The organism is Rhizobium sp. 05L419 (assembly GCF_056397845.1).
Genome location: NZ_JBFTOF010000015.1, coordinates 121,494 through 141,265, shown reverse-complemented (window position 1 = coordinate 141,265; position 19,772 = coordinate 121,494). Strand labels below are relative to the sequence as shown.

General features: G+C 60.6%; 16 protein-coding genes. 9 read left to right on the top strand and 7 right to left on the bottom strand.

Annotated elements, in window-relative coordinates; genetic code table 11:
- Window positions 1-65: 65 nt before the first annotated feature.
- Window positions 66-419, top strand: a complete 354-nt coding sequence (locus AC1DMK_RS19330; protein WP_037067268.1) for a hypothetical protein — start codon at window positions 66-68, stop codon at window positions 417-419.
- An 87-nt stretch (window positions 420-506) separates the two neighbouring features.
- Here AC1DMK_RS19330 and edd read toward each other — a convergent pair whose 3' ends face one another.
- The 5 genes from edd to AC1DMK_RS19305 form a co-directional block, all read right to left on the bottom strand.
- Entirely contained in the window at window positions 507-2,327 is a 1,821-nt protein-coding gene (gene edd, locus AC1DMK_RS19325; RefSeq protein WP_037067271.1) for a phosphogluconate dehydratase, read from the bottom strand.
- Window positions 2,328-2,387: 60 nt separating this feature from the next.
- Window positions 2,388-3,086: a 6-phosphogluconolactonase gene (gene pgl, locus AC1DMK_RS19320; RefSeq protein ID WP_477861127.1), complete on the bottom strand. Its 699-nt coding sequence runs from the start codon at window positions 3,084-3,086 to the stop codon at window positions 2,388-2,390.
- Between the two features lie 14 nt (window positions 3,087-3,100).
- Window positions 3,101-4,576 carry a glucose-6-phosphate dehydrogenase gene (gene zwf, locus AC1DMK_RS19315; RefSeq protein ID WP_037067277.1) on the bottom strand — a complete coding sequence of 492 codons (1,476 nt, stop codon included), beginning with the start codon at window positions 4,574-4,576 and terminating at the stop codon, window positions 3,101-3,103.
- Window positions 4,577-4,709: 133 nt separating this feature from the next.
- Window positions 4,710-6,008: an NAD(P)/FAD-dependent oxidoreductase gene (locus AC1DMK_RS19310; RefSeq protein ID WP_477861125.1), complete on the bottom strand. Its 1,299-nt coding sequence runs from the start codon at window positions 6,006-6,008 to the stop codon at window positions 4,710-4,712.
- Window positions 6,009-6,017: 9 nt separating this feature from the next.
- A complete protein-coding gene (locus tag AC1DMK_RS19305) occupies window positions 6,018-7,454 on the bottom strand; it encodes a glutamine synthetase family protein (protein WP_037067340.1) in 1,437 nt (478 codons plus the stop codon).
- Window positions 7,455-7,541: 87 nt separating this feature from the next.
- On the opposite strand from AC1DMK_RS19305, the gene AC1DMK_RS19300 reads away from it, so the two are divergent.
- From AC1DMK_RS19300 to AC1DMK_RS19285, 4 genes are all read left to right on the top strand, one after another.
- The gene (locus tag AC1DMK_RS19300; RefSeq protein ID WP_477861122.1) at window positions 7,542-8,762 is read left to right on the top strand and encodes a BaiN/RdsA family NAD(P)/FAD-dependent oxidoreductase; all 1,221 of its coding nucleotides are present in this window, start codon (window positions 7,542-7,544) and stop codon (window positions 8,760-8,762) included.
- A gap of 148 nt (window positions 8,763-8,910) precedes the next feature.
- Window positions 8,911-9,048: a hypothetical protein gene (locus AC1DMK_RS19295; protein WP_196246813.1), complete on the top strand. Its 138-nt coding sequence runs from the start codon at window positions 8,911-8,913 to the stop codon at window positions 9,046-9,048.
- Between the two features lie 303 nt (window positions 9,049-9,351).
- Entirely contained in the window at window positions 9,352-11,880 is a 2,529-nt protein-coding gene (locus AC1DMK_RS19290) for a methyl-accepting chemotaxis protein (protein WP_037067282.1), read from the top strand.
- A 463-nt stretch (window positions 11,881-12,343) separates the two neighbouring features.
- Window positions 12,344-13,213, top strand: a complete 870-nt coding sequence (locus AC1DMK_RS19285; RefSeq protein ID WP_037067296.1) for a LysR family transcriptional regulator — start codon at window positions 12,344-12,346, stop codon at window positions 13,211-13,213.
- A 36-nt stretch (window positions 13,214-13,249) separates the two neighbouring features.
- On the opposite strand, the gene AC1DMK_RS19280 is transcribed toward AC1DMK_RS19285, so the two are convergent.
- Window positions 13,250-13,486 (bottom strand): SMc00767 family acetate metabolism repressor, encoded by a 237-nt coding sequence (locus AC1DMK_RS19280; RefSeq protein ID WP_477861119.1) that lies wholly within the window; start codon window positions 13,484-13,486, stop codon window positions 13,250-13,252.
- A gap of 22 nt (window positions 13,487-13,508) precedes the next feature.
- Window positions 13,509-14,798 carry an isocitrate lyase gene (gene aceA, locus AC1DMK_RS19275; RefSeq protein WP_477861117.1) on the bottom strand — a complete coding sequence of 430 codons (1,290 nt, stop codon included), beginning with the start codon at window positions 14,796-14,798 and terminating at the stop codon, window positions 13,509-13,511.
- 192 nt (window positions 14,799-14,990) lie between these two features.
- Here aceA and AC1DMK_RS19270 point away from each other — a divergent pair, with 192 nt between their 5' ends.
- The 4 genes from AC1DMK_RS19270 (at window position 14,991) to AC1DMK_RS19255 (ending at window position 19,771) form a co-directional block, all read left to right on the top strand.
- A complete protein-coding gene (locus AC1DMK_RS19270; RefSeq protein ID WP_477861115.1) occupies window positions 14,991-16,403 on the top strand; it encodes a helix-turn-helix domain-containing protein in 1,413 nt (470 codons plus the stop codon).
- A gap of 127 nt (window positions 16,404-16,530) precedes the next feature.
- The gene (locus AC1DMK_RS19265) at window positions 16,531-17,628 is read left to right on the top strand and encodes a polyamine ABC transporter substrate-binding protein (protein WP_037067307.1); all 1,098 of its coding nucleotides are present in this window, start codon (window positions 16,531-16,533) and stop codon (window positions 17,626-17,628) included.
- Window positions 17,629-17,713: 85 nt separating this feature from the next.
- Window positions 17,714-18,856, top strand: a complete 1,143-nt coding sequence (locus AC1DMK_RS19260; RefSeq protein WP_477861113.1) for an ABC transporter ATP-binding protein — start codon at window positions 17,714-17,716, stop codon at window positions 18,854-18,856.
- 3 nt (window positions 18,857-18,859) lie between these two features.
- A complete protein-coding gene (locus AC1DMK_RS19255) occupies window positions 18,860-19,771 on the top strand; it encodes an ABC transporter permease subunit (RefSeq protein WP_477861111.1) in 912 nt (303 codons plus the stop codon).
- Window position 19,772: the final 1 nt, after the last annotated feature.

The window sequence follows — 19,772 nt, the reverse complement described above, 5'->3', positions numbered from 1 at the left end:
CGACGTCGGTGGCTGCATTCAATCCAATGCCTTCTGGACACTTTCTAAACAAAGAAGAATCCTTCATGTATGACCGCGAGGCGCGGTTCAAGATGGAGGACACGATGAACGCGGCGCGCATCGAGTATACCGAGAAGGGCGTGCTGAACATGGCATCCCGGCGCTGCGACATCATACGTATTTCACAGAGCAGCGCGGTCCTTGCGATCCTCACGCAGTTCAGCCTGCCGAAGCAATTCTATCTGGATATCCCTGACGCTCGCATCACCAAGGTTGGCTGCATGCTGATGCGCGTGAATGCGAACAATACGATCGAAGTCCGCTTCCTTCGTCTGCTTACGGACAAGGAACTTAACAAGATCTTTGTCTACAGCACCCATCCGGCGCACCGCGACCGCGTGCTGGACATCCGCGGCTGATCTTCGCCCACCATTGAATGCGAAAGCCCGAGACGCGCGGGCTTTGATTTTTGGTGTCGAAGGGCGATCTGCCGCCGATCGCATCCCTTAGTGGAAGAGGACGCTTGCTCCTCGATCGGATGCACCGACCGCACGGCGGAACGGCGCAAACAGCTCGCGGCCCGTCCCGAACTCGTTGTCGGACAGATCAGCCACGACGGCCTCGCGTTCCGCCAAATCGGCGGCGTCGACCAGAACCTCCAGCGTGCCGGCAATCGCGTCGAGGCGGATGATGTCTCCGTCCTTGATGCGCGCGATCGGTCCGCCATCGACGGCCTCCGGCGTGACGTGGATCGCGGCGGGAACCTTGCCCGAGGCTCCGGACATCCGCCCATCGGTCAGGAGCGCCACGCGGAAGCCGCGGTCCTGCAGCACGCCGAGCGGCGGCGTCAGCTTGTGCAGCTCCGGCATGCCGTTGGCCTTCGGACCCTGGAACCGAACAACGGCAATGAAATCCTTGTTCAGCTTGCCTTCCTTGAAGGCGTCCTGCAGCTCCTGCTGGCTGTGGAAGACGATCGCCGGTGCCTCGATCACGTGGCGGTCCGGCTTGACTGCCGAGATCTTAATGACCGCCTTGCCGAGATTGCCGCGCAGCATCTTCAGCCCGCCATTGGCCTGGAAAGGCGTTTCGATGCTGGCGAGAACCTTCGGGTCGGCGCTCTTTTCGGGGGAGGGCTCGCGCGCGACATTTCCATCTTCGCCGAGGCGCGGATCGATCGTGTAGGCCTGCAGGCCCTGGCCGAAGACCGTGCGAACGTCGTCATGCAGCAGGCCGTGCTTCAATAGTTCCTTGATCAGGAAACCCATGCCGCCGGCTGCGTGGAAGTGGTTCACGTCAGCAAGCCCATTCGGATAGACGCGAGCAAGGAGCGGCACGATTTCCGAGAGCTCGGCAATGTCCTGCCAGGTCAGCTGGATGCCGCCGGCGCGTGCCATGGCGACGAGATGAAGCGTGTGGTTCGTCGAGCCGCCGGTCGCATGCAGACCGACGACGCCGTTGACGATCGAGCGCTCGTCGATCATTTCGCCAGCCGGCGTGAATTCATTGCCTTGCGCGGTGATGGCAAGCGCGCGCTTTGTGGCTTCGCGCGTCAAGGCTTCGCGCAGCGGTGTCCCCGGATTGACGAAGGAGGCGCCGGGCATATGGAAGCCCATGATCTCCATCAGCATCTGGTTCGAATTGGCTGTGCCGTAGAAGGTGCAGGTACCCGGACCATGGTAGGACTTGGATTCCGCTACCAGCAGCTCGGGGCGCCCGACCTTGCCTTCCGCATAGAGCTGGCGAACGCGCGATTTCTCGTCGTTCGGCAGTCCCGTCGTCATCGGCCCGGCGGGAATGAAAATCGCGGGCAGGTGCCCGAAGGAGAGGGCGGCAATGAAAAGGCCAGGTACGATTTTGTCGCAGACGCCGAGGAAGAGTGCCGCATCGAACATGTTGTGGGACAGGCCGACGCCGGCAGCCATGGCGATGAGGTCGCGGGAGAAGAGCGAAAGCTCCATGCCCGGCTGGCCCTGGGTCACGCCGTCACACATCGCCGGCACTGCGCCCGCCACCTGCGCGATGCCGCCGGCCTCTGCCGCGGCTTGGCGGATGATCGCCGGATAGGTCTCGAACGGTTGGTGCGCCGAAAGCATATCATTATAGGAAGTGATGATGCCGAGGTTGGTCACGCGGTCGCCCGCAAGTGCATCCTTCTCGGTGGGGGAACAGACCGCGAAGCCATGGGCCAGGTTTGCGCAGCCAAGCGTCGAGCGGCTCACGCCCTTGGAAGCCGCATTGCGCAGGCGCTCCAGATAGAGGCCGCGGGTCGGTTTCGAACGTTCGACGATGCGAGAGGTAATCGCAGCAATGCGTGAGTGAGCGGACATGGGAGATCCTGCCTTTGTCTAGTCTTCAATTGTCTGTTCGCCGGCGGCGTGCCGGGCTGCTTACGGAGCCCAATAGATGTCGACCGGCGAGGCCGCCCGGCGCAGAATTGCACGGATCGGCATGTCAGCCTCATCGCCGGCGCCTTCCGCCTTCGCCAACACGTCTTTCTTTCCCTCGCCCTCGATGTGGAGCACCAGAAGCCTGGCATCCTGAAGGCTGGAAAACGTGTAGGTCAGGCGCGGTTCGCCGGCACCGTCGGCTTCCATCGTGATGATGCCGCGCGGTGTCTTGGGGTCGAGAGCAACCCCCAGTTTGCTGCCGCCGGGGAAGAACGATGCCGTATGGCCATCGCCGCCCATGCCCAGGATGACGACGTCGAACGGATTGCCGATTGCCTGCGTCGCGGCAGTTGCAAGCACGGCGGCCTCCTCGACCGAACCGGCTGCCTGATAGAGCGGCTGGAACGTTGCCGCCTTCGCTGCATTTTGCAACAGGTTGCTCGCCACCAGCAAGTGATTGGAGCGTTCATTGTCTGCCGGTACGAAACGTTCGTCAACGAGCGTGATCGTCACCTTGCTCCAGTCTAAGTCTCGCGTCGAAAGCTCTTGAAAGAAGGCTTTCGGCGTCGAGCCGCCGGAAACGGCGATCGCAGCCGCCCCGCGTGTCGTGATGGCCGTCGAAAGCGATGCGGCGACCTTGTCTGCAAGGTTGTGCGCCAGTTCCGCGGCGTCGGCAAAAGCATGCATGGTCGCTGCCATCGCTCTCAACCCTCTCAGATATCGTCGTGCCAGGTACGACCGTCACGCTCGATGAGCGCGATCGACTGGCTCGGTCCCCAGGTGCCGGCGGTGTAGCCTTGAACCTTCTGGCCGGTCGATTCCCAGCCCTTGAGGATCGGATCCACCCACTGCCATGCCGCTTCCACTTCGTCGCGGCGCATGAACAGTGTCTGGTTCGAGCGGATGACGTCCATCAGCAGGCGCTCATAGGCATCCGGATTGCGAACCGAGAAGGCTTCGGCAAAGCTCATGTCGAGGGAAACGTTGCGCAGGCGCATGCCGCCCGGACCCGGATCCTTGATCATCAGCGACTGCTTGACGCCTTCATCGGGCTGGAGCCGGATGATGAGCTGGTTCTGGTTGATGCGGCCGGCCGACTGGTCGAAGACCGAGTGCGGGATCGGTTTGAAGGTGATGACGATTTCCGACATGCGGCCGGCGAGACGCTTGCCGGTACGGATGTAGAAGGGAACGCCGGCCCAGCGCCAGTTGCCGATCTCGGCCTTGATGGCGACGAAGGTTTCGGTGTTGGACACGCCGCCTTCCAGCTCTTCGAGGTAGCCCTTGACCGGGCCATTGCCGGAGGCGCCAGCGCGATACTGGCCGCGCACGGAATTCTGCTCGACGTTCGAAGCGTCGATCGGCTTCAGCGCGCGCAGCACCTTCAGCTTCTCGTCGCGAACAGCTTCGGAATCCATGGAGGACGGCACTTCCATCGCTACCAGGCAAAGGAGCTGCAGGATGTGGTTCTGCACCATGTCGCGCAGCGCGCCAGCGGTGTCGTAGTAGCCGGCACGGCCTTCAAGGCCGACGGACTCTGCCACGGTGATCTGCACGTGGTCGATATGGTTGGCGTTCCACAGCGGTTCGTAGAGAGCGTTGGCAAAGCGCAGCGCCATCAGGTTTTGCACCGTTTCCTTGCCGAGATAGTGATCGATGCGGAAGATTTGCTCTTCCTTGAAGACCCTGCCGATCGTGTCGTTGAGCTGCAGGGCGGAGGCGAGGTCGCGGCCGATCGGCTTTTCGACGACGATGCGTGTCGTCTTGGTGATCAGCTTGTGGTCGTGGATCTTCTGTGAGATATCTCCGAAAATGCCGGGAGCGACGGCGAGGTAAAATGCGCGGACGCGATCCTTGCCTTCGTCGAGGAGCTTTTTCAGCTGGTCCCAACCGGCGTCCGAGCGAGCGTCGACGGGGACGTAGAACAGTCGCTCGAGGAATTTCGCGACTTCCTTTTCGTCGTACTCGCCGGGCTTCAGATGTTCTTTCAGGGCATCCTGTGCGAACTTGCGATACTCGTCATGGGTCAGCGGGCTTCTGGAGGCGCCGATGACGCGGGTCGGCTCGGTGAACTGGCCCTCGATCTGACGGTGATATAGCGCCGGCAGCAACTTGCGCTCGGCAAGGTCGCCGCTGCCGCCRAAGACGACATAATCAAAGGGTTCAACAGGGATGATTTGGCTGCTCATGAGGATGTCTCTCAATCAGACTGGTTATTGGCTGTTTAATCTAATCGATTTAAAAAAGCCAGTGTGCGCTGCAATGAATCTGTCGGGAACTGGTTTTAGATCGAATTGCCGCGCGAGGAAATCCGCAATCTGACTAAAACTTGTCGCGCAGCGCAAACCACGAAAGCGCCAGGAAAAGCAGCGGTGCGCGCATCGCCGCGCCGCCGGGAAATGCTGGCACGTCGAGCGATTTGAAGAGGTCCAGATCCGCCGATTTTCCGAGCACGGCGTCGGCGTAGAGCTTGCCGCAGTAGTTCGCCAGCATTACGCCATGCCCGGAGTAACCGCCGATGGAGGTCACTCCCTTCATCACCTCGCGCACGAACGGCTGACGCGGCATGGTAATGCCGACGGAGCCACCCCAGGCGTGGGTGATCTCGACATTCCCAAGTGCCGGGTAGATCTCGGCAATCTGCCGGCGGATATGCCGCGATATGTCGCGCGGGTTGTCGGCCGTATAGGCCTCGCGACCGCCGAACAGCAGCCGTCCATCCTTGGATTTACGGAAATAGCGCACCACGAAACGCGAATCGGCAACCGCTTCCCCGCCCGATAGCACATCCGGGCGGTCGGTGAGCGGTGCGGTGGCGCCAATGAACGACCGGATCGGCATGACGTGGCGTGCCGTCACCGGCTCAAGGTTTTCGATATAGGCGTTGCAGGCGATCAGCGCTTTGCTGGCGACGATCTGTCCCCGCGGCGTTTCGATCGTCACTTTGCCGCTGTCCTGACGGATCGCCGTGGCCTTTGTCATCTCGAAGATCTCGGCACCGGCATTGGCCGCGACGCGCGCCAGACCGATGAGCAGCTTCAGCGGATGGATATGACCCGTGCCCGTGTCGCGAACGCCGCAGAAATAGCGGTTGGACCCCAGGCGCTCCTGCGTCTCCTGCCTCTCCATGAACCTGAGATKCGGATAGTCGTAGCGGAGCGCGGCGATCTCCGCGTTCTCGGCATAGGCGCGCTTGTAACTCTCCTTGTGAGCGACGTTCATCTGCCCTGGCACGAAGTCGATGTCGATCTGGTGATCCGTGGCGAAATCGAGCAGATGCCGCTTGGCGGACTCTGCGAGGTCGAAAAGCGCCTTCGACCTGGCGTAGCCGATCTTCTCCTCCATCTCTTCCGGCCACCAGCGCTGACCGGTGCCGAGCTGGCCGCCATTGCGCCCGGAAGCGCCGTCACCGAAGCGGCACCCTTCGATGAGCACCACGGAAACACCCGATTTGGCGAGATTATAGGCGGCCTGCAGTCCGGTGTAGCCGCCGCCGACGATGGCAACGTCGCATGTCTTCGATCCGTCGAGCGCCGGGTAGGTCGGGCGCTCGCCGACTGTTGCCTGATAAAGGGAAATACCAGGCGCAATAGGGCTCTGCCACGTCTCCTGCGATGTCATGGCGCCCCCTTACACGTTCAGCAGCAGGAACTCGCGCTCCCATGGGCTGATCACCTGCATGAAGGTCTCGAACTCTCCACGCTTGACGCCGGCATAGAGGCCGATGAACTCCCTGCCGAACATCTCTTCGAAGGCTGGCTCGCCTTCCATGAGCGCAACGGCTTCGAGCAGGCCGCGGGGCAGTTCGATTGATCCTTCATTGGCGGCATCTTCGGTCGGCGCCGTCGGCTCGATCTCCTTCATGATGCCCAGCAGGCCGGAGGCGAGGGATGCCGCAAGCGCTAGGTAGGGATTGGCATCGGAACTCGGCAGTCGGTTTTCCACGCGCCGCGCCTGCGGATCGGAGACCGGCACGCGGAAGGCCGTCGTGCGGTTGTCGTAACCCCAGGCATTGTTGACGGGGCAGGACATGTCAGGCGTCAGGCGGCGATAGGAATTCACGTAGGGCGCCAGCATCGACAGGGCGCTCGGCACGTATTTCTGCATGCCGCCGATGAAATGGAAGAACTCGCGCGACGGCGATCCGTCCGGGTTGGAGAAGATGTTCTTCCCCGTCTCCACGTTGACGATCGACTGGTGGATATGCATGGCCGATCCGGGCTGGCCCTGCATCGGCTTTGCCATGAACGTCGCATAGATGCCGTGCTTCATCGCCGCTTCGCGGATGGTCCGCTTGAACAGGAACACCTGGTCGGCAAGCTCGATCGGGTTGCCATGGCGAAGGTTGATTTCGAGCTGTGCCGGGCCTTCCTCGTGGATCAGGGTGTCAATCTCCAGGCCCTGCTTTTCCGAGAAGTGATAGATGTCGTCGATCAATTCGTCGAACTCGTTGATGCCGGCAATCGAATAGCCCTGGCCGCCGAGGATCGAGCGTCCCGAGCGTCCCTTGGGCGGGTGCAGGGGATAGTCTGGGTCATCGTTCTTGGCCACGAGATAGAACTCGATCTCGGGCGCCACGATCGGCTTCCAGCCGCGATCATTGTAAAGCTTCATGATCCGCTTCAGGACGTTGCGGGGCGTGTAGGAGACCTCCTCGCCATCGGCACTGACGATGTCGCAGATCACCTGCGCCGTCGGATCGGTTTCCCAGGGGACGACGGAGAGTGTCGAAAGATCGGGGACGAGCTTGAGATCGCTGTCGCGCGGCTCGTAGCGGAAGCTCTCCGTTTCTTCGGGATACTCGCCGGAGATCGTATGCCGGTAGATGGCCGATGGCAGCGCGAGCGACGTGTTCGAGGTGAACTTGGAGCTCGGCATCATCTTCCCGCGCGGCACGCCCGCAAGGTCGGGGGTGATGCATTCGATGTCCTCGATACCGCGCGCCCTCAAGAACTGAGCTGCTTCCTTCCAGTTTGCCACGCCGCGCAGGGATCCGGGGTCCGGAGGGCTCTTCTTCGAGGCAGGCACGTTTCTGGCAGGCTTCAGCGTCGTCTTTTTTGGGGACATGACACACCGGTTCGCGTTGATCTTGAAGGCATAATAACCGGAGTTTGGCAATTGGCGAGGGGAGGGCACGTTGACTTTCGCCCACCGATGGAAAAAAGAAGACGCCTTTCGGCAAGGGAAACGATTTTGCAGCGGAAAAGCGATGTAATCGTCATCGGCGCGGGCGCAGCCGGTATGATGTGCGCCATTCGCGCTGCCAAGCGCGGTCGCTCGGTTGTCGTTCTCGACCATGCGCGATCGCCCGGGGAGAAAATTCGGATCTCCGGCGGCGGTAGGTGCAACTTCACCAATATCCACACCGGGCCGAAGAGCTTTCTCTCGGCCAATCCGCATTTCTGCAAATCGGCGCTGGCGCGATTCACCCCTTCCGATTTCATCGCCATGGTCCACCAGCACAAGATCGCCTGGCACGAAAAGACACTTGGCCAACTGTTCTGCGACGACAGCGCCAAGGACATCATCCGGATGCTCCTCGATGAAATGAAGGGTGCGGGCGCAGCGCTGCATTTGCGCACCGACATTGGCGAGATAGAAAAGACCACCACCGGGTTCCGCATATCGACGCCGGAAGGCGCCTACGAATGCGAATCCCTGGTGATTGCAACAGGCGGCAAGTCGATACCGAAGATGGGTGCCACGGGCTTTGCCTATCGCGTGGCCGAACAGTTCGGAATGTCCCTGATCGAGACCCGTCCCGGCCTCGTGCCGCTCACGCTTGATCATGCCATGCTTGAAAGCCTGGCGACGCTTTCCGGCATTTCCGCGCCCGCCGAGATCCGCCATGGCAAGACGGCTTTTCGCGAGGCATTGCTTGTTACCCATCGCGGCCTCAGCGGGCCGGCGATCCTGCAGATTTCTTCCTATTGGCGGGAAGGCGATGAGATCACCGTCGGTATCGAGCCGGACATCGATCTTCTGGCTCACCTGAAGGCAGCAAAGCAGGCAAACGGGAGGCAATCGGCCCAAACCGCGCTGGGCGAGATCGTTCCCAAGCGGCTGGCGCAATATCTGACCGAACGCACAGCCGTTACCGGCAACATGGCCGACCTTTCGGACAAGGTTCTGGCACGGCTGGCCGATGCGGCACAGAACTGGAAGGTCAAGCCGTCCGGTTCGGAAGGTTACCGCACCGCCGAGGTCACGCTCGGCGGTATCGACACGACGGCGCTCGATTCCCGCACCATGCAGGCCAAGGAGGTCGCCGGCCTCTACTTCATCGGCGAATGCGTGGACGTGACGGGCTGGCTCGGCGGCTATAACTTCCAGTGGGCCTGGGCTTCGGGTTTTGCCGCAGGTGAATCTTTGTAGGGACAAAACAGCCAGGAGGATTCAATAGTTCTTAATTGGGGTGCGCCATCCTGTCTCAATGACAAGCTGAAAAGGGCTTCCTAAATAATGCTTTACCAGCAAAGTATTTTGTTGGATTGTTGTGTCAGAGAGAAGTGAGGTTCTGCCGATGAACAGAAACACACGACGCGCCATCGCAATTGCTCAGGTCAAGCCTGACAGCAAACTTGTCGCAATCCGCTATCTCGTCCTTGCTGCCAGCGCTTCGGCCGCAATGATCGCGCTCCTTGTAGCGCGAGTGTTCTGAAAGCGTTCCCAAAGACCGAGAGAGTCGGCTGCCAAATGCCGCCGCCTCGCGCCTGACCTGTCGAATAAATCGATTTGAATGTCGGTTTCGGCCACATACGCTTATCCGAAAATTAACACCTCCTCTGCAACAGTTGGCAGATGATTTATGGGCGCTTCCGTCATGCGCGTGGAGCGAAGTGGCAATGATTGCCGTCCGGGTGCACGCTCGAGATTCCCATTGTTCCAAAAAACAGCTCGATGCACTCAGCCGGCGCTTCAGGCAGCCGGTAGGAGGAGTGGTGTATGGAAGGCCGGAACCGCCATGTTGATTGATAAGATTCTTTCCCGCTTCAAAATCAAGACCAAGGTCCTGATCTTTGTGCTGCCCTTCGTTGTGAGCATTTCCGCGGTCGGCCTGACGGGCCTTTATGCCTCGGGCCTACTGCAGGGGCGAATGGAGATCTCCAACAGCGTCCTTCAATCGCTGAGCGGTTTCAAGGATCTTTACGGTTCCATGGACGACTTCCTGCGGATCACCAGCCAGGACGCACGCGACAAGCTCTACAGCGACATCTCGGCACAGCAAGATACGCTAAACGCTACGCTGAAGCAGATTGGCGACAATGCCGGCGGCGAGCATCTCCAGGCCGCAGCAGATGGCACCACAGGCATCTCCGATATGGTGGGCAAGCTCTGGACCTTGCATGAGCAGGAGCTCGCTCTTCAGGCGTCAATCGGCGATGCTCAGAAGGTGATAATTACCAGCCGCTTCAACGTCAATTACGATGCACAGAAGCTTCAGGAGAACATCCGCAACGATGAGAGCAATGCGACGGCGACCCTGCGTGCAGCCGACCGGCTCCTCAAGGGCGGCGACACGCTTGCCACCATCATGGGTGACTTCAGCAAGGCGCAGGTGCCTGCCGACAAGCTCAAGGTCGTCACCGACGCGCTCCCCGCGATTGCCAAGGCGCAGCGTCTGATCGAAATCTCTGTTCCGCAGAACCAGAAGAGCATGACCCAGTCGCTGTCGCAGACGATCAGCGATGTAAAGGCGCAGGCGACGGCTGCCGACGCCGGTACCGACGAAGCAATCGCCAATCTCGGTCGGCTCGTCTCGCGCTTCCGCCAGATGTCGACCTACACCCAGCTGACGGCAACGCAGATGATGCGCGAGGCAACGACAACCTTCGTCACGCTCGACAGCCGCATCGCACAGGCAAACTCGGTACTGGAAGACACACGCCGGCTCGAAAGCGCGATCTACTCTCTGCAGCTCGTCCTTGGCGAATTCGTCGCCAAGCCGAGCAAGGACAACCGCGGTCGCCTGCATCAGACAATTGCCACGCTCGGAACCAGTATGAACACGCTGCTTGCCAGCGCCAAGGGCATGAATTTTGCCGAGGATATCGTTGCGGCGATGTCGCCGGCACTTGCCTCCATGGACAAGGATGCGCTGAGCCTCGTTCAGACGATCGACCAGCGTGTCGCCGACTATGCCTCTGCGCGGGACAAGCTCGATGCCGTTTGGGGCCAGCTGACCTCCTTTGCAGAGCTGCAGAAGCAGACCGCAGGCGCCGAACGTACCCAGGCGAACGGAATTTCGGTACTGACCACCGGTCTCGGCATCCTGCTGTCGATCGTGGGCGGCATCGCGCTTGTCCTGACGCTCCAGCGTCCGATCGGTCAGATTACGGCGGCCATGCGCCGCATCGCCGATGGCGCGCTGGATACCGGCATCTCCGGCGAGCAGCGTCACGACGAAATCGGCGACATGGCGCGTGCGCTTGGTATCTTCAAGGAAAATGCCATTTCGAAGATCCGCATCGAAGAGCAGAGCGAGGAAGAGCGCGTCGCCACCGAGCATGAGCGCCAGCGCAACGATGCCGAAAAGCGTGAGATGGACCGTCAGATCGAGTTTGCCGTCAACGCTCTTGCCTCCGGCCTCGAGCGCATGTCGCAGGGCGATATCTCGACGACGATCGACACGCCCTTCATCGGCCGCCTCGAACAACTTCGTCAGGATTTCAATGGCTCAATGATGCGTCTGCAGGTGACCATGAGTCAGATCCGCGACAACGTGGAGATGATACAGGGCAACGGCAACCAGATGGCCCACTCTGCTGAGGACCTGTCGAAGCGGACCGAACAGCAGGCTGCTTCGCTGGAGGAAACCGCCGCTGCTGTCGAGCAGATCACCGTTACGGTCCGCTCGTCGGCCGAACGGGCCAAGGATGCCGACCAGATCGTTCGCCAGGCCAAGCGCAGCGCAGACGACTCCGGAACCGTTGTCAAGAACGCGATCGACGCCATGGGCCGCATTGAGGATGCATCGCGCCAGATCGAACAGATCATCGGCGTGATCGATGAAATCGCCTTCCAGACCAACCTGCTGGCGCTTAATGCCGGCATCGAGGCGGCACGGGCTGGTGACGCCGGCAAGGGCTTCGCCGTCGTCGCCATGGAAGTCCGTGAACTGGCGCAGCGGTCCGCCGCTGCCGCGCAGGAGATAAAGGGTCTTATCAACAAGTCGACCACGGAAGTCAGTTCCGGTTCGCAGTTCGTGCAGGAGACAGGGACGGTTCTGGCGAAGATTAGCGCCCAGATCGTCACGATCAGCCAGCACGTCGAGATGATCGCCCGCGCGAGCCAGGACCAGTCCGGCGCCCTGCAGGAAGTCAATGCGACCGTCAATCAGATGGACCAGATGACCCAGCAGAATGCCGCAATGGTCGAAGAGACCACGGCGGCCAGCCGCGAGCTTGCAAACGAAGCGGATGCGCTGTTGACGCTGATCCGTCAGTTCAAGATCGATGGCGAGGTTCAGGGCACACTCTATCGCGCTGCCTGACGCGATCCGCAATCGAGATCAGACGACGGCTCCGTATCGCGGGGCCGTTTTCATTTTCGGAGATGCCGCTGGTTGGTCCGTGGCAGGAGCGTTGCACTCATTGCGCTGATCCGGCAATTCCGCATTGATGCCGTTCGCGCCGCAGCGCAGGGTCGCATTCGGAGCGCTGCCTGAGCGGGCGTTTGGTTTCCGATAGTGAAGAGGGCGCCGCCGATTTGCGATTGGCATCGACAGCAATCGCGCGGCGATGTGCACCAGACATGAGCGCCCGACGCTTCGGTAGAATTCGTCTTCCGCCGCGGGGGATCGTCGATCTCGGCTGCCATGAATCAGATCCAGTGCAAGCGCGATTGCCATGGTATCGAGCATGTCGATGTCCTTTCATAAGTGGTCGAGACATCGCTTTAGATATTCATCAAAATGTGCTTCATAAACAGAGAAAACCGGGCTATGTTTTTCATTGATGAAAAATACGCAATGGGATTCCTTCCAGCTTTTCCTGCAGGTCTCCCGTCTGGGCGGGCTGACGGGCGCGAGTGCGTCCAGCGGGCTCAGCCCGGCGACGATCGGTCGTCGCATGCTCGACCTGGAGCAGGAGATCGGTCGTGCGCTGTTCTCGCGCAGCCAGACCGGCTACCGCCTGACGCCGGACGGACAGACGCTGCTGGATCACCTGCAGGACATGGAAGCCGCGGCACGCAGAGTCGATGCGTGGCGTCAGGCAAGCACGATTGGGGCGACCGTCCGGATTGCTGCCGGCACCTGGGTTGCATGGCTGCTGACCGAGAATTTCGCGGCAATTCGCAAGCCGGGCGATAGTTTCGCCGTTTCCCTTGCGGTCGGCGAGGCGCGCGCCAATCTGAATTATCGGGAAACCGATATCGGCATTCGCGCTTTCGAACCCGATGAGAGCAATCTCGCCGCACGCCTGCTGGGTGAGGTCGCCTACGCGATCTATGTGAGGCGCAATAGCGACGAGACGGAAGAGCGGTGGATCGCCGTGAGCGAGGACGATGCGATCTCCAATTATCTGCGCTGGCCTCACCACCATGCATCGGGATCGATCGTCGCAACGGTCAACCGGCCGCGCTCGTTGCCAGAATTGGTGCGCGCCGGAGCAGGCAAGGCCGTGCTGCCCTGTTTCGTCGGCGATCTTGATCCGGAGCTGCAGCGGCTTGGTGACGAGTTGCCGGAACTGCGCCACCGGCAATGGATCGTCATGAACAATGAAGACCGGCACAGGCCAGAAATCCGCGCCGTTGCCGATCGAATGACGAAGCTTTTGAAGAGCTACGCAGACCTGATTGCCGGCAAGCGCTCAGCCAGACGATGAAGAAGGCGCCGCCGCAACGGCGACGCCCAGCGCAGCTCAGTTTTTACCTGCTATGATGACCGGGATTAGCAGGTCGCCCCAGTTGCCGTTGCCGCCATGGTGGCGGGCCGAGCGCACGATCTCGACCGAAACACCGGCATCGACAGCCTTCATGACAGACTGGTTCAGGCGATGCAGATCGTTGGCGAGCGTGCGGATCGTGCTCTGCTGATCCGGGGTCATGCAGATCGACTGTTCTTCAGCGCGTTCCTTGACACGTGCGAGCGTAGGCATGGCATTCTTCTCCCTGGTTCGATCATTCTGCTGCTGGTTTGAACTGTGCATGCTCTGTCGATTCATGCATTGCCGTGGTCGATGAACGGCCACCCGTGATCGCCATCGAGACGGCATCGAAGTAGCCGGTGCCGACCTCGCGCTGGTGCTTGGTCGCCGTGTAGCCGTTGATCTCGGCTGCGAACTCCGCCTGCTGCAGCTCGGAATAGGCTGCCATCTGACGGTCCTTGTAGCCTCGGGCGAGCTCGTACATGCCGAAGTTCAGCTGGTGGAAACCGGCCAGCGTGATGAACTGGAACTTGAAGCCCATCGCGCCGAGTTCCTGCTGGAACTTCGCGATCGTCGCGTCGTCGAGGTTCTTCTTCCAGTTGAACGACGGCGAGCAGTTGTAGGCGAGCAGTTTGCCGGGGTGGACCTTGTGCACGCCCTCGGCAAACCGGCGAGCCTGTTCAAGGTCGGGCTTCGAGGTCTCGCACCAGATCAGATCGCAATGCGGCGCATAGGCAACCGCACGCGCGATGCAGGGCTCAAGCCCGCTGCGCACCTGGTAGAAGCCCTCCACCGTGCGCCCGGCGTCGTAGTCGACGAAAGGCTGGTCGCGCTCGTCGATATCGGACGTCAGTAGCTTTGCAGCTTCCGCGTCGGTCCGGGCGATGACGAGCGTCGGGACGCCCATGACATCGGCTGCAAGACGAGCCGCATCGAGGTTGCGGATATGAGCCGCGGTCGAAATCAGAACTTTGCCGCCGAGGTGGCCGCAWTTTTTCTCCGATGCCAGCTGGTCTTCGAAGTGGACGCCGGCGGCACCTGCCTCGATATACGCCTTCATGATCTCGAAGGCATTCAGTGGCCCCCCGAAGCCGGCTTCGGCGTCGGCTACGATCGGCGCGAACCAGGTCTCGACCGAAAGCCCGTTCTCCTCAGATGTCTCGATCTGATCGGCGCGCTGGAGTGTCCGGTTGATGCGCTTGGCAAGCTCGGGGCCGGCATTTGCCGGATAAAGCGACTGATCCGGATACATGGCCGACGCAGTGTTGGAATCGGCGGCGACCTGCCAGCCGGAGAGGTAGATCGCCTTCAGCCCGGCGCGAACCATCTGCATGGCCTGGTTACCCGAAAGCGCGCCAAGCGCATTGACGAAGTCGTCCTGATGCAGCAGCTGCCAGAGGCGATTGGCACCCATCTCGGCGAGCGAATGGCGAAGCTCCACGGAACCGCGGAGTCGTTTGACGTCGTCGGCCGAATAGGGGCGCTCGATCCCGTCGAAACGACCTGCGGGAACGTTGCGGTGAAGCTTGTCAAAATCTGTCATTTGTTCCTCCATTCAGAAATGACTATCATCGGCTGATTGACAGGATTTACAAAACGGCAGGAAAAGACCACAGGTAGATGCAGAATCGGGCCGCAAAACGGGTTGAGATGCAAAGGCTTTGACAAATGACCGCGGTAAAGTTGTCAATAATTGTAAAAATCCGACCTCCGCGAGTCTGTAAAGGATTGTAACATGGCTGAGCGCAAGATTTTTGCCGGACCGAAGGTTCGACGAATTCGAAATGGCCTCGGGGTCACTCAGACGGCCATGGCCGAGGCGTTGGAGATCTCTCCCTCCTACCTCAACCTGATCGAGCGCAACCAGCGCCCCTTGACGGTACAGCTGCTTCTCAAGCTGTCGGCGGTCTACAAGGTCGATCTCGAAGAGTTGCGCAGTGAAAGCGGCGGCAGTCTGGTCCAGTTGAAGGAGATTTTTGCCGATCCGCTGCTGATCGGCGAGTTGCCCGGCGATCAGGAACTGGTCGAGGTCGCGGAAGCAGCACCCAATGCCGCGAGCGGCATGGTCAAGCTGTACCGCGCGTATCGGGAGCAGGCGGCGCGCCTTTCCGATCTGACCTCGCTGACCGGGGGCGAGGGGCATTTGCCCTTGGCCGGTGCGCGTCTGCCCTCCGATGAGGTTCGCGATGTGCTCGAGCGGCGCTCAAGCTATTTCCCGCACATTGAGGCCGCAGCCGAGGCTTTCCTGTCGCCCTTGGCTGACGTGCGTGACCTCGCCTCTGCATTGAAGGAGTGGTTGCGGGCAGAGCGAGGGATCGGAGTTCGCGTTCTTCCTGTCCATGTCATGCCGGATCTGCGACGTCGCTTCGATCGCCACTCGATGCGGCTCTTCATTTCCGAGCGTCTCTCGTCTGCTGACCAGGCGCATGAGGTCGCCTTCGAGGTTGCGACACTGGCGTTGCGGGAAGCGATCTTGGGCGAACTGGAGGGGTTGGCGCTCTCCACGCCCGAGGCCAGGAGGATCGCCCGTTTCGAGCTTTGCCGATATGGCGCGCTCGCACTGTCGATGCCCTACGCTGCCTTTCTCTCGGCTGCCCAGGGAACACGCTACGATATCGACATCCTTCGCGCCCGGTTCAATGTTTCCTTCGCGCAGGCCGCCGTCCGGCTCACGATGCTGCAGCGCCCGGGCGGATCCGCGATTCCGTTCTTTCTGATGGAGATCGATGCGGCGGGCAATCGGCTACGGCGGGAAGGCGGGCAGGGCTTCCCGCATGTGCGCTTCGGCGGCAACTGTCCGAAGCTGAATGTGCATACCGCTTTTCTTCAGCCGGGACAGATTCTGGCGGAGGTGGTCGAGATGCCGGACGACGCGCGATATCTTACCATCGCCCGGACGCTCGAAGGGCCCGGCGCGCCGTTCGGCGAACGGGTTCGGCGGACAGCCCTGCTGGTGGGTTGCGATGCGTCGCTTGGTGAGGGAGCCGTCTACGGCCAGGCGGTTTCTGCCCAACCGGTCGTTGCTGTCGGATCGGCGTGTCGCCTTTGCGAGCGCCGCGGCTGCCTGTCGCGTGCCGAGCCGCCGGTCACCCGGCCGCTTGGGCTGGACGAGATGGTTGCCGGTCTGAGCAGCTTTGATTTTCAGTGAATGTGAAATCATTGAGACTGCAGGATTTTGCGCTTGTCGGCTCCGGAAATCCTTTCTAGTCTGCTTATAAAACCAGAGGGATGGCGTCCGCAGCAAGCTGATGTCCGAACAAAAAGCAGGAGATAGCATGAGGTCAACAATCGCAAGGCTTGCGGCCGCGGCCATCATGGCCTGGCTTTCGGCCACGCCGTCCGTTGCGCAGGAGCGTGTCGTCAACGTCTACAACTGGTCCGATTATATCGACAGCTCGATCCTTGAGGACTTCACCAAGGAGACCGGCATCAAGGTCGTGTACGACACCTTCGATTCCAACGAGACGCTGGAAGCCAAATTGCTGGCCGGCGGCACGGGCTACGACGTGGTCGTCCCGACAGTATCCTTCATGCAGCGTCAGATCGCAGCCGGCGTCTACCAGAAGCTCGACAAGTCCAAGCTGCCGAACCTGGTGAACATGTGGGACGTCGTCACCAAGGGCGTCGCATCCTTCGATCCCGGCAATGAGTACAGCGTCGACTACATGTGGGGCACAACGGGCATCGGCTACAATGTCGACAAGGTCAAGGCCGCGCTCGGCACGGACGAGAAGCCGAACTGGGATGCGTTGTTCGATCCTGCCAAGGCGGCCAAGCTCAAGGACTGCGGCATCTATATGCTGGATTCCCCGACCGACGTCATCCCATCGGTACTGGCCTATCTCGGTCTCAATCCGAACAGCACTGACGCGGCAGACCTCAAGAAGGCGCAGGATGTCCTCATGGCAGTCCGTCCCTTCGTCCGCAAATTCCACTCGTCCGAATACATCAGCGCGCTCGCAAACGGCGACATCTGTATCGCTCTTGGTTTTTCCGGAGACGTATTCCAGGCTCGCGACCGGGCGTCCGAAGCAAACGCCGGCGTGACGATCGGCTACTCGGTTCCCTCGCAAGGCGCCCAAATTTTCTTCGACGTGTTCGGCATCCCTGCCGATGCACCGCACGTGGCGGAAGCCCACGAGTTCATCAACTACATGATGAAACCGGAGGTCGCCGCCAAGGCCTCGAACTACGTGTTCTATGCGAACGGCAACAAGGCGTCCCAGCCGCTTCTGGACAAGGAAGTGATCGACGATACCGCGATCTATCCGACACCTGAGGTCATGGCGAAACTCTTCACCGTTCCGCCACTCGATGCAAAGGCGCAAAGGGTGGTAACGCGGCTGTGGACCACGGTCGTGACCGGTCAATAAGACGCTGGATCTGCCCGAACCACCCGGTTCGGGCATTTTCTTTAAGCGGTCGTACCGGGTCAGCCAAGTCATTCGGGGAACAATCATGAAATCACTCGGCAATATTCGCCGTTCGTTTGCGCCTTGGGCCGATCCGGCAGCCAAGCCATTTATTTCAGTCAAGAACGTCACCAAGCGCTTCGGCGATTTCACTGCCGTCGATGATCTGTCCCTGAATATCTATCACCGCGAGTTCTTCGCACTGCTTGGCGCGTCCGGCTGCGGCAAGTCCACGCTGCTGCGCATGCTTGCCGGTTTCGAGCAGCCGACATCCGGCGAGATCGTTCTCGACGGAACCGATCTGGCCGGCACCCCGCCCTACAAGCGGCCGGTCAACATGATGTTCCAGTCCTATGCGCTCTTCCCGCACATGACCGTCGAGAAGAATATTGCCTTCGGCCTGCGCCAGGACGGCATGCAGAAAGACGAGATCGGCGAGCGAGTGCTGCAGATGCTGAAGATGGTCAAGCTGGAGAAGTTCGCCTCCCGCAAACCGAACCAGCTTTCCGGCGGCCAGCGCCAGCGCGTGGCGCTTGCCCGCTCGCTTGCCAAGCAGCCGAAGGTGCTGCTTCTGGACGAGCCGCTCGGCGCGCTCGACAAGAAACTGCGCGAGGAAACGCAGTTCGAACTGATGGATCTGCAGCAAAACCTTGGTCTCACCTTCGTCGTCGTCACCCATGACCAGGAAGAGGCCATGACCATGGCCGACCGCATCGCCGTCATGAGCCACGGCAAGGTCATTCAGGTTGCGACGCCTGCCGAAATCTACGAGGCGCCGAACTCGCGCTTCGTTGCCGACTTCATCGGCGATGTGAATATCTTCGACGGCAAGGTGACCTCCGCAAGCAACGGCAATACCGAGATCGCAGTGGACAGCGGCTTTTCGATCAAGGTTGCCGCCGGCGATGCGCCGCCTGTGGGCAGCACGGCAGGCTTCGCCATCCGTCCGGAAAAGATGAGGGTGACCCGCACGCCGCCGGCAAATCCCGCCGTCAACGCCGCATCCGGCGAGCTTTGGGACATCGGTTATCTCGGCGACATGACGGTTTTCCATGTGAAGCTGAAGAGCGGCAAAGTGGTGAAGGCATCGCAGCTGAATGCCCAGCGTGCCGTCGACGACCCGTTCACCTATGATCAGGAAGTCTGGATCACCTTCGCCGAGGATGCCGGCGTCCTGCTCAAGGATTGAAACATGGGCAAACTCGGTTCCACCATTTACAATCGCCTCGTCATCATCGTTCCCTACGTCTGGCTGCTACTTTTCTTCCTGGCGCCGTTCTTCATCGTTTTCCGCATTTCGCTGTCGACGACGGCGATCTCAATGCCGCCCTACGAGCCGGCCTTCTCGCTTGCCGACGGCTGGGCCGGCATCTGGCAGAAGATGGCGACCCTGTCGTTCGATAACTACAGCTACCTCATCGACGATCCGCTCTACCTCAACGCCTATATTTCGAGTGTGGTGATTGCCGGTATCTCCACGTTCCTGACGCTGCTGATCGCCTATCCGATCGCCTACGGGATGGCGCAGGCGCCGCGCAGCATCCGCCCGACGCTGCTGATGCTGGTTATCTTGCCCTTCTGGACAAGCTTTCTGATCCGCGTCTACGCCTGGATCGCAATCCTCAAGCCGGAAGGCCTGCTGAACCAGCTGTTGCTATCGCTGCATGTCATCGACAGTCCACTGATCATCCTGAATACCAATGTCGCGGTCTACATCGGCATCGTCTATTCCTACCTGCCATTCATGGTGCTGCCGCTCTATTCCTCGCTGGAAAAGATGGACGGCACGCTGATCGAGGCCGCGCAGGATCTCGGCTGCCCGCCGATCACCGCCTTCTGGCGCGTGACCTTCCCACTCTCGCTTCCGGGTGTCGTGGCCGGCTGCATGCTGGTGTTCATTCCCGCCGTCGGCGAATTCGTCATTCCCGACCTGCTCGGCGGATCTCAAACGCTGATGATCGGCAAGACGCTGTGGAACGAATTCAATTCCAACCGCGACTGGCCCGTCTCCTCGGCGGTGGCGACGATCCTGCTCTTGATCCTGGTGATCCCGATCGTCTTCTTCCAGAATGTGCAAGCCAAAGCCGATGAGCAGGGGAAGTAGA

Excerpts from the sequence above, each read along its gene's own strand:
- AC1DMK_RS19330 (WP_037067268.1), top strand. The coding sequence starts at position 66 with ATGTATGACCGCGAGGCGCGGTTCAAGATGGAGGACACGATGAACGCG.
- edd (WP_037067271.1), bottom strand. The coding sequence starts at position 2,327 with ATGTCCGCTCACTCACGCATTGCTGCGATTACCTCTCGCATCGTCGAA.
- pgl (WP_477861127.1), bottom strand. The coding sequence starts at position 3,086 with ATGGCAGCGACCATGCATGCTTTTGCCGACGCCGCGGAACTGGCGCAC.
- AC1DMK_RS19305 (WP_037067340.1), bottom strand. The coding sequence starts at position 7,454 with ATGTCCCCAAAAAAGACGACGCTGAAGCCTGCCAGAAACGTGCCTGCC.
- AC1DMK_RS19300 (WP_477861122.1), top strand. The coding sequence starts at position 7,542 with ATGGAAAAAAGAAGACGCCTTTCGGCAAGGGAAACGATTTTGCAGCGG.
- AC1DMK_RS19295 (WP_196246813.1), top strand. The coding sequence starts at position 8,911 with ATGAACAGAAACACACGACGCGCCATCGCAATTGCTCAGGTCAAGCCT.
- AC1DMK_RS19290 (WP_037067282.1), top strand. The coding sequence starts at position 9,352 with ATGTTGATTGATAAGATTCTTTCCCGCTTCAAAATCAAGACCAAGGTC.
- AC1DMK_RS19285 (WP_037067296.1), top strand. The coding sequence starts at position 12,344 with ATGAAAAATACGCAATGGGATTCCTTCCAGCTTTTCCTGCAGGTCTCC.
- AC1DMK_RS19280 (WP_477861119.1), bottom strand. The coding sequence starts at position 13,486 with ATGCCTACGCTCGCACGTGTCAAGGAACGCGCTGAAGAACAGTCGATC.
- AC1DMK_RS19270 (WP_477861115.1), top strand. The coding sequence starts at position 14,991 with ATGGCTGAGCGCAAGATTTTTGCCGGACCGAAGGTTCGACGAATTCGA.
- AC1DMK_RS19265 (WP_037067307.1), top strand. The coding sequence starts at position 16,531 with ATGAGGTCAACAATCGCAAGGCTTGCGGCCGCGGCCATCATGGCCTGG.
- AC1DMK_RS19260 (WP_477861113.1), top strand. The coding sequence starts at position 17,714 with ATGAAATCACTCGGCAATATTCGCCGTTCGTTTGCGCCTTGGGCCGAT.
- AC1DMK_RS19255 (WP_477861111.1), top strand. The coding sequence starts at position 18,860 with ATGGGCAAACTCGGTTCCACCATTTACAATCGCCTCGTCATCATCGTT.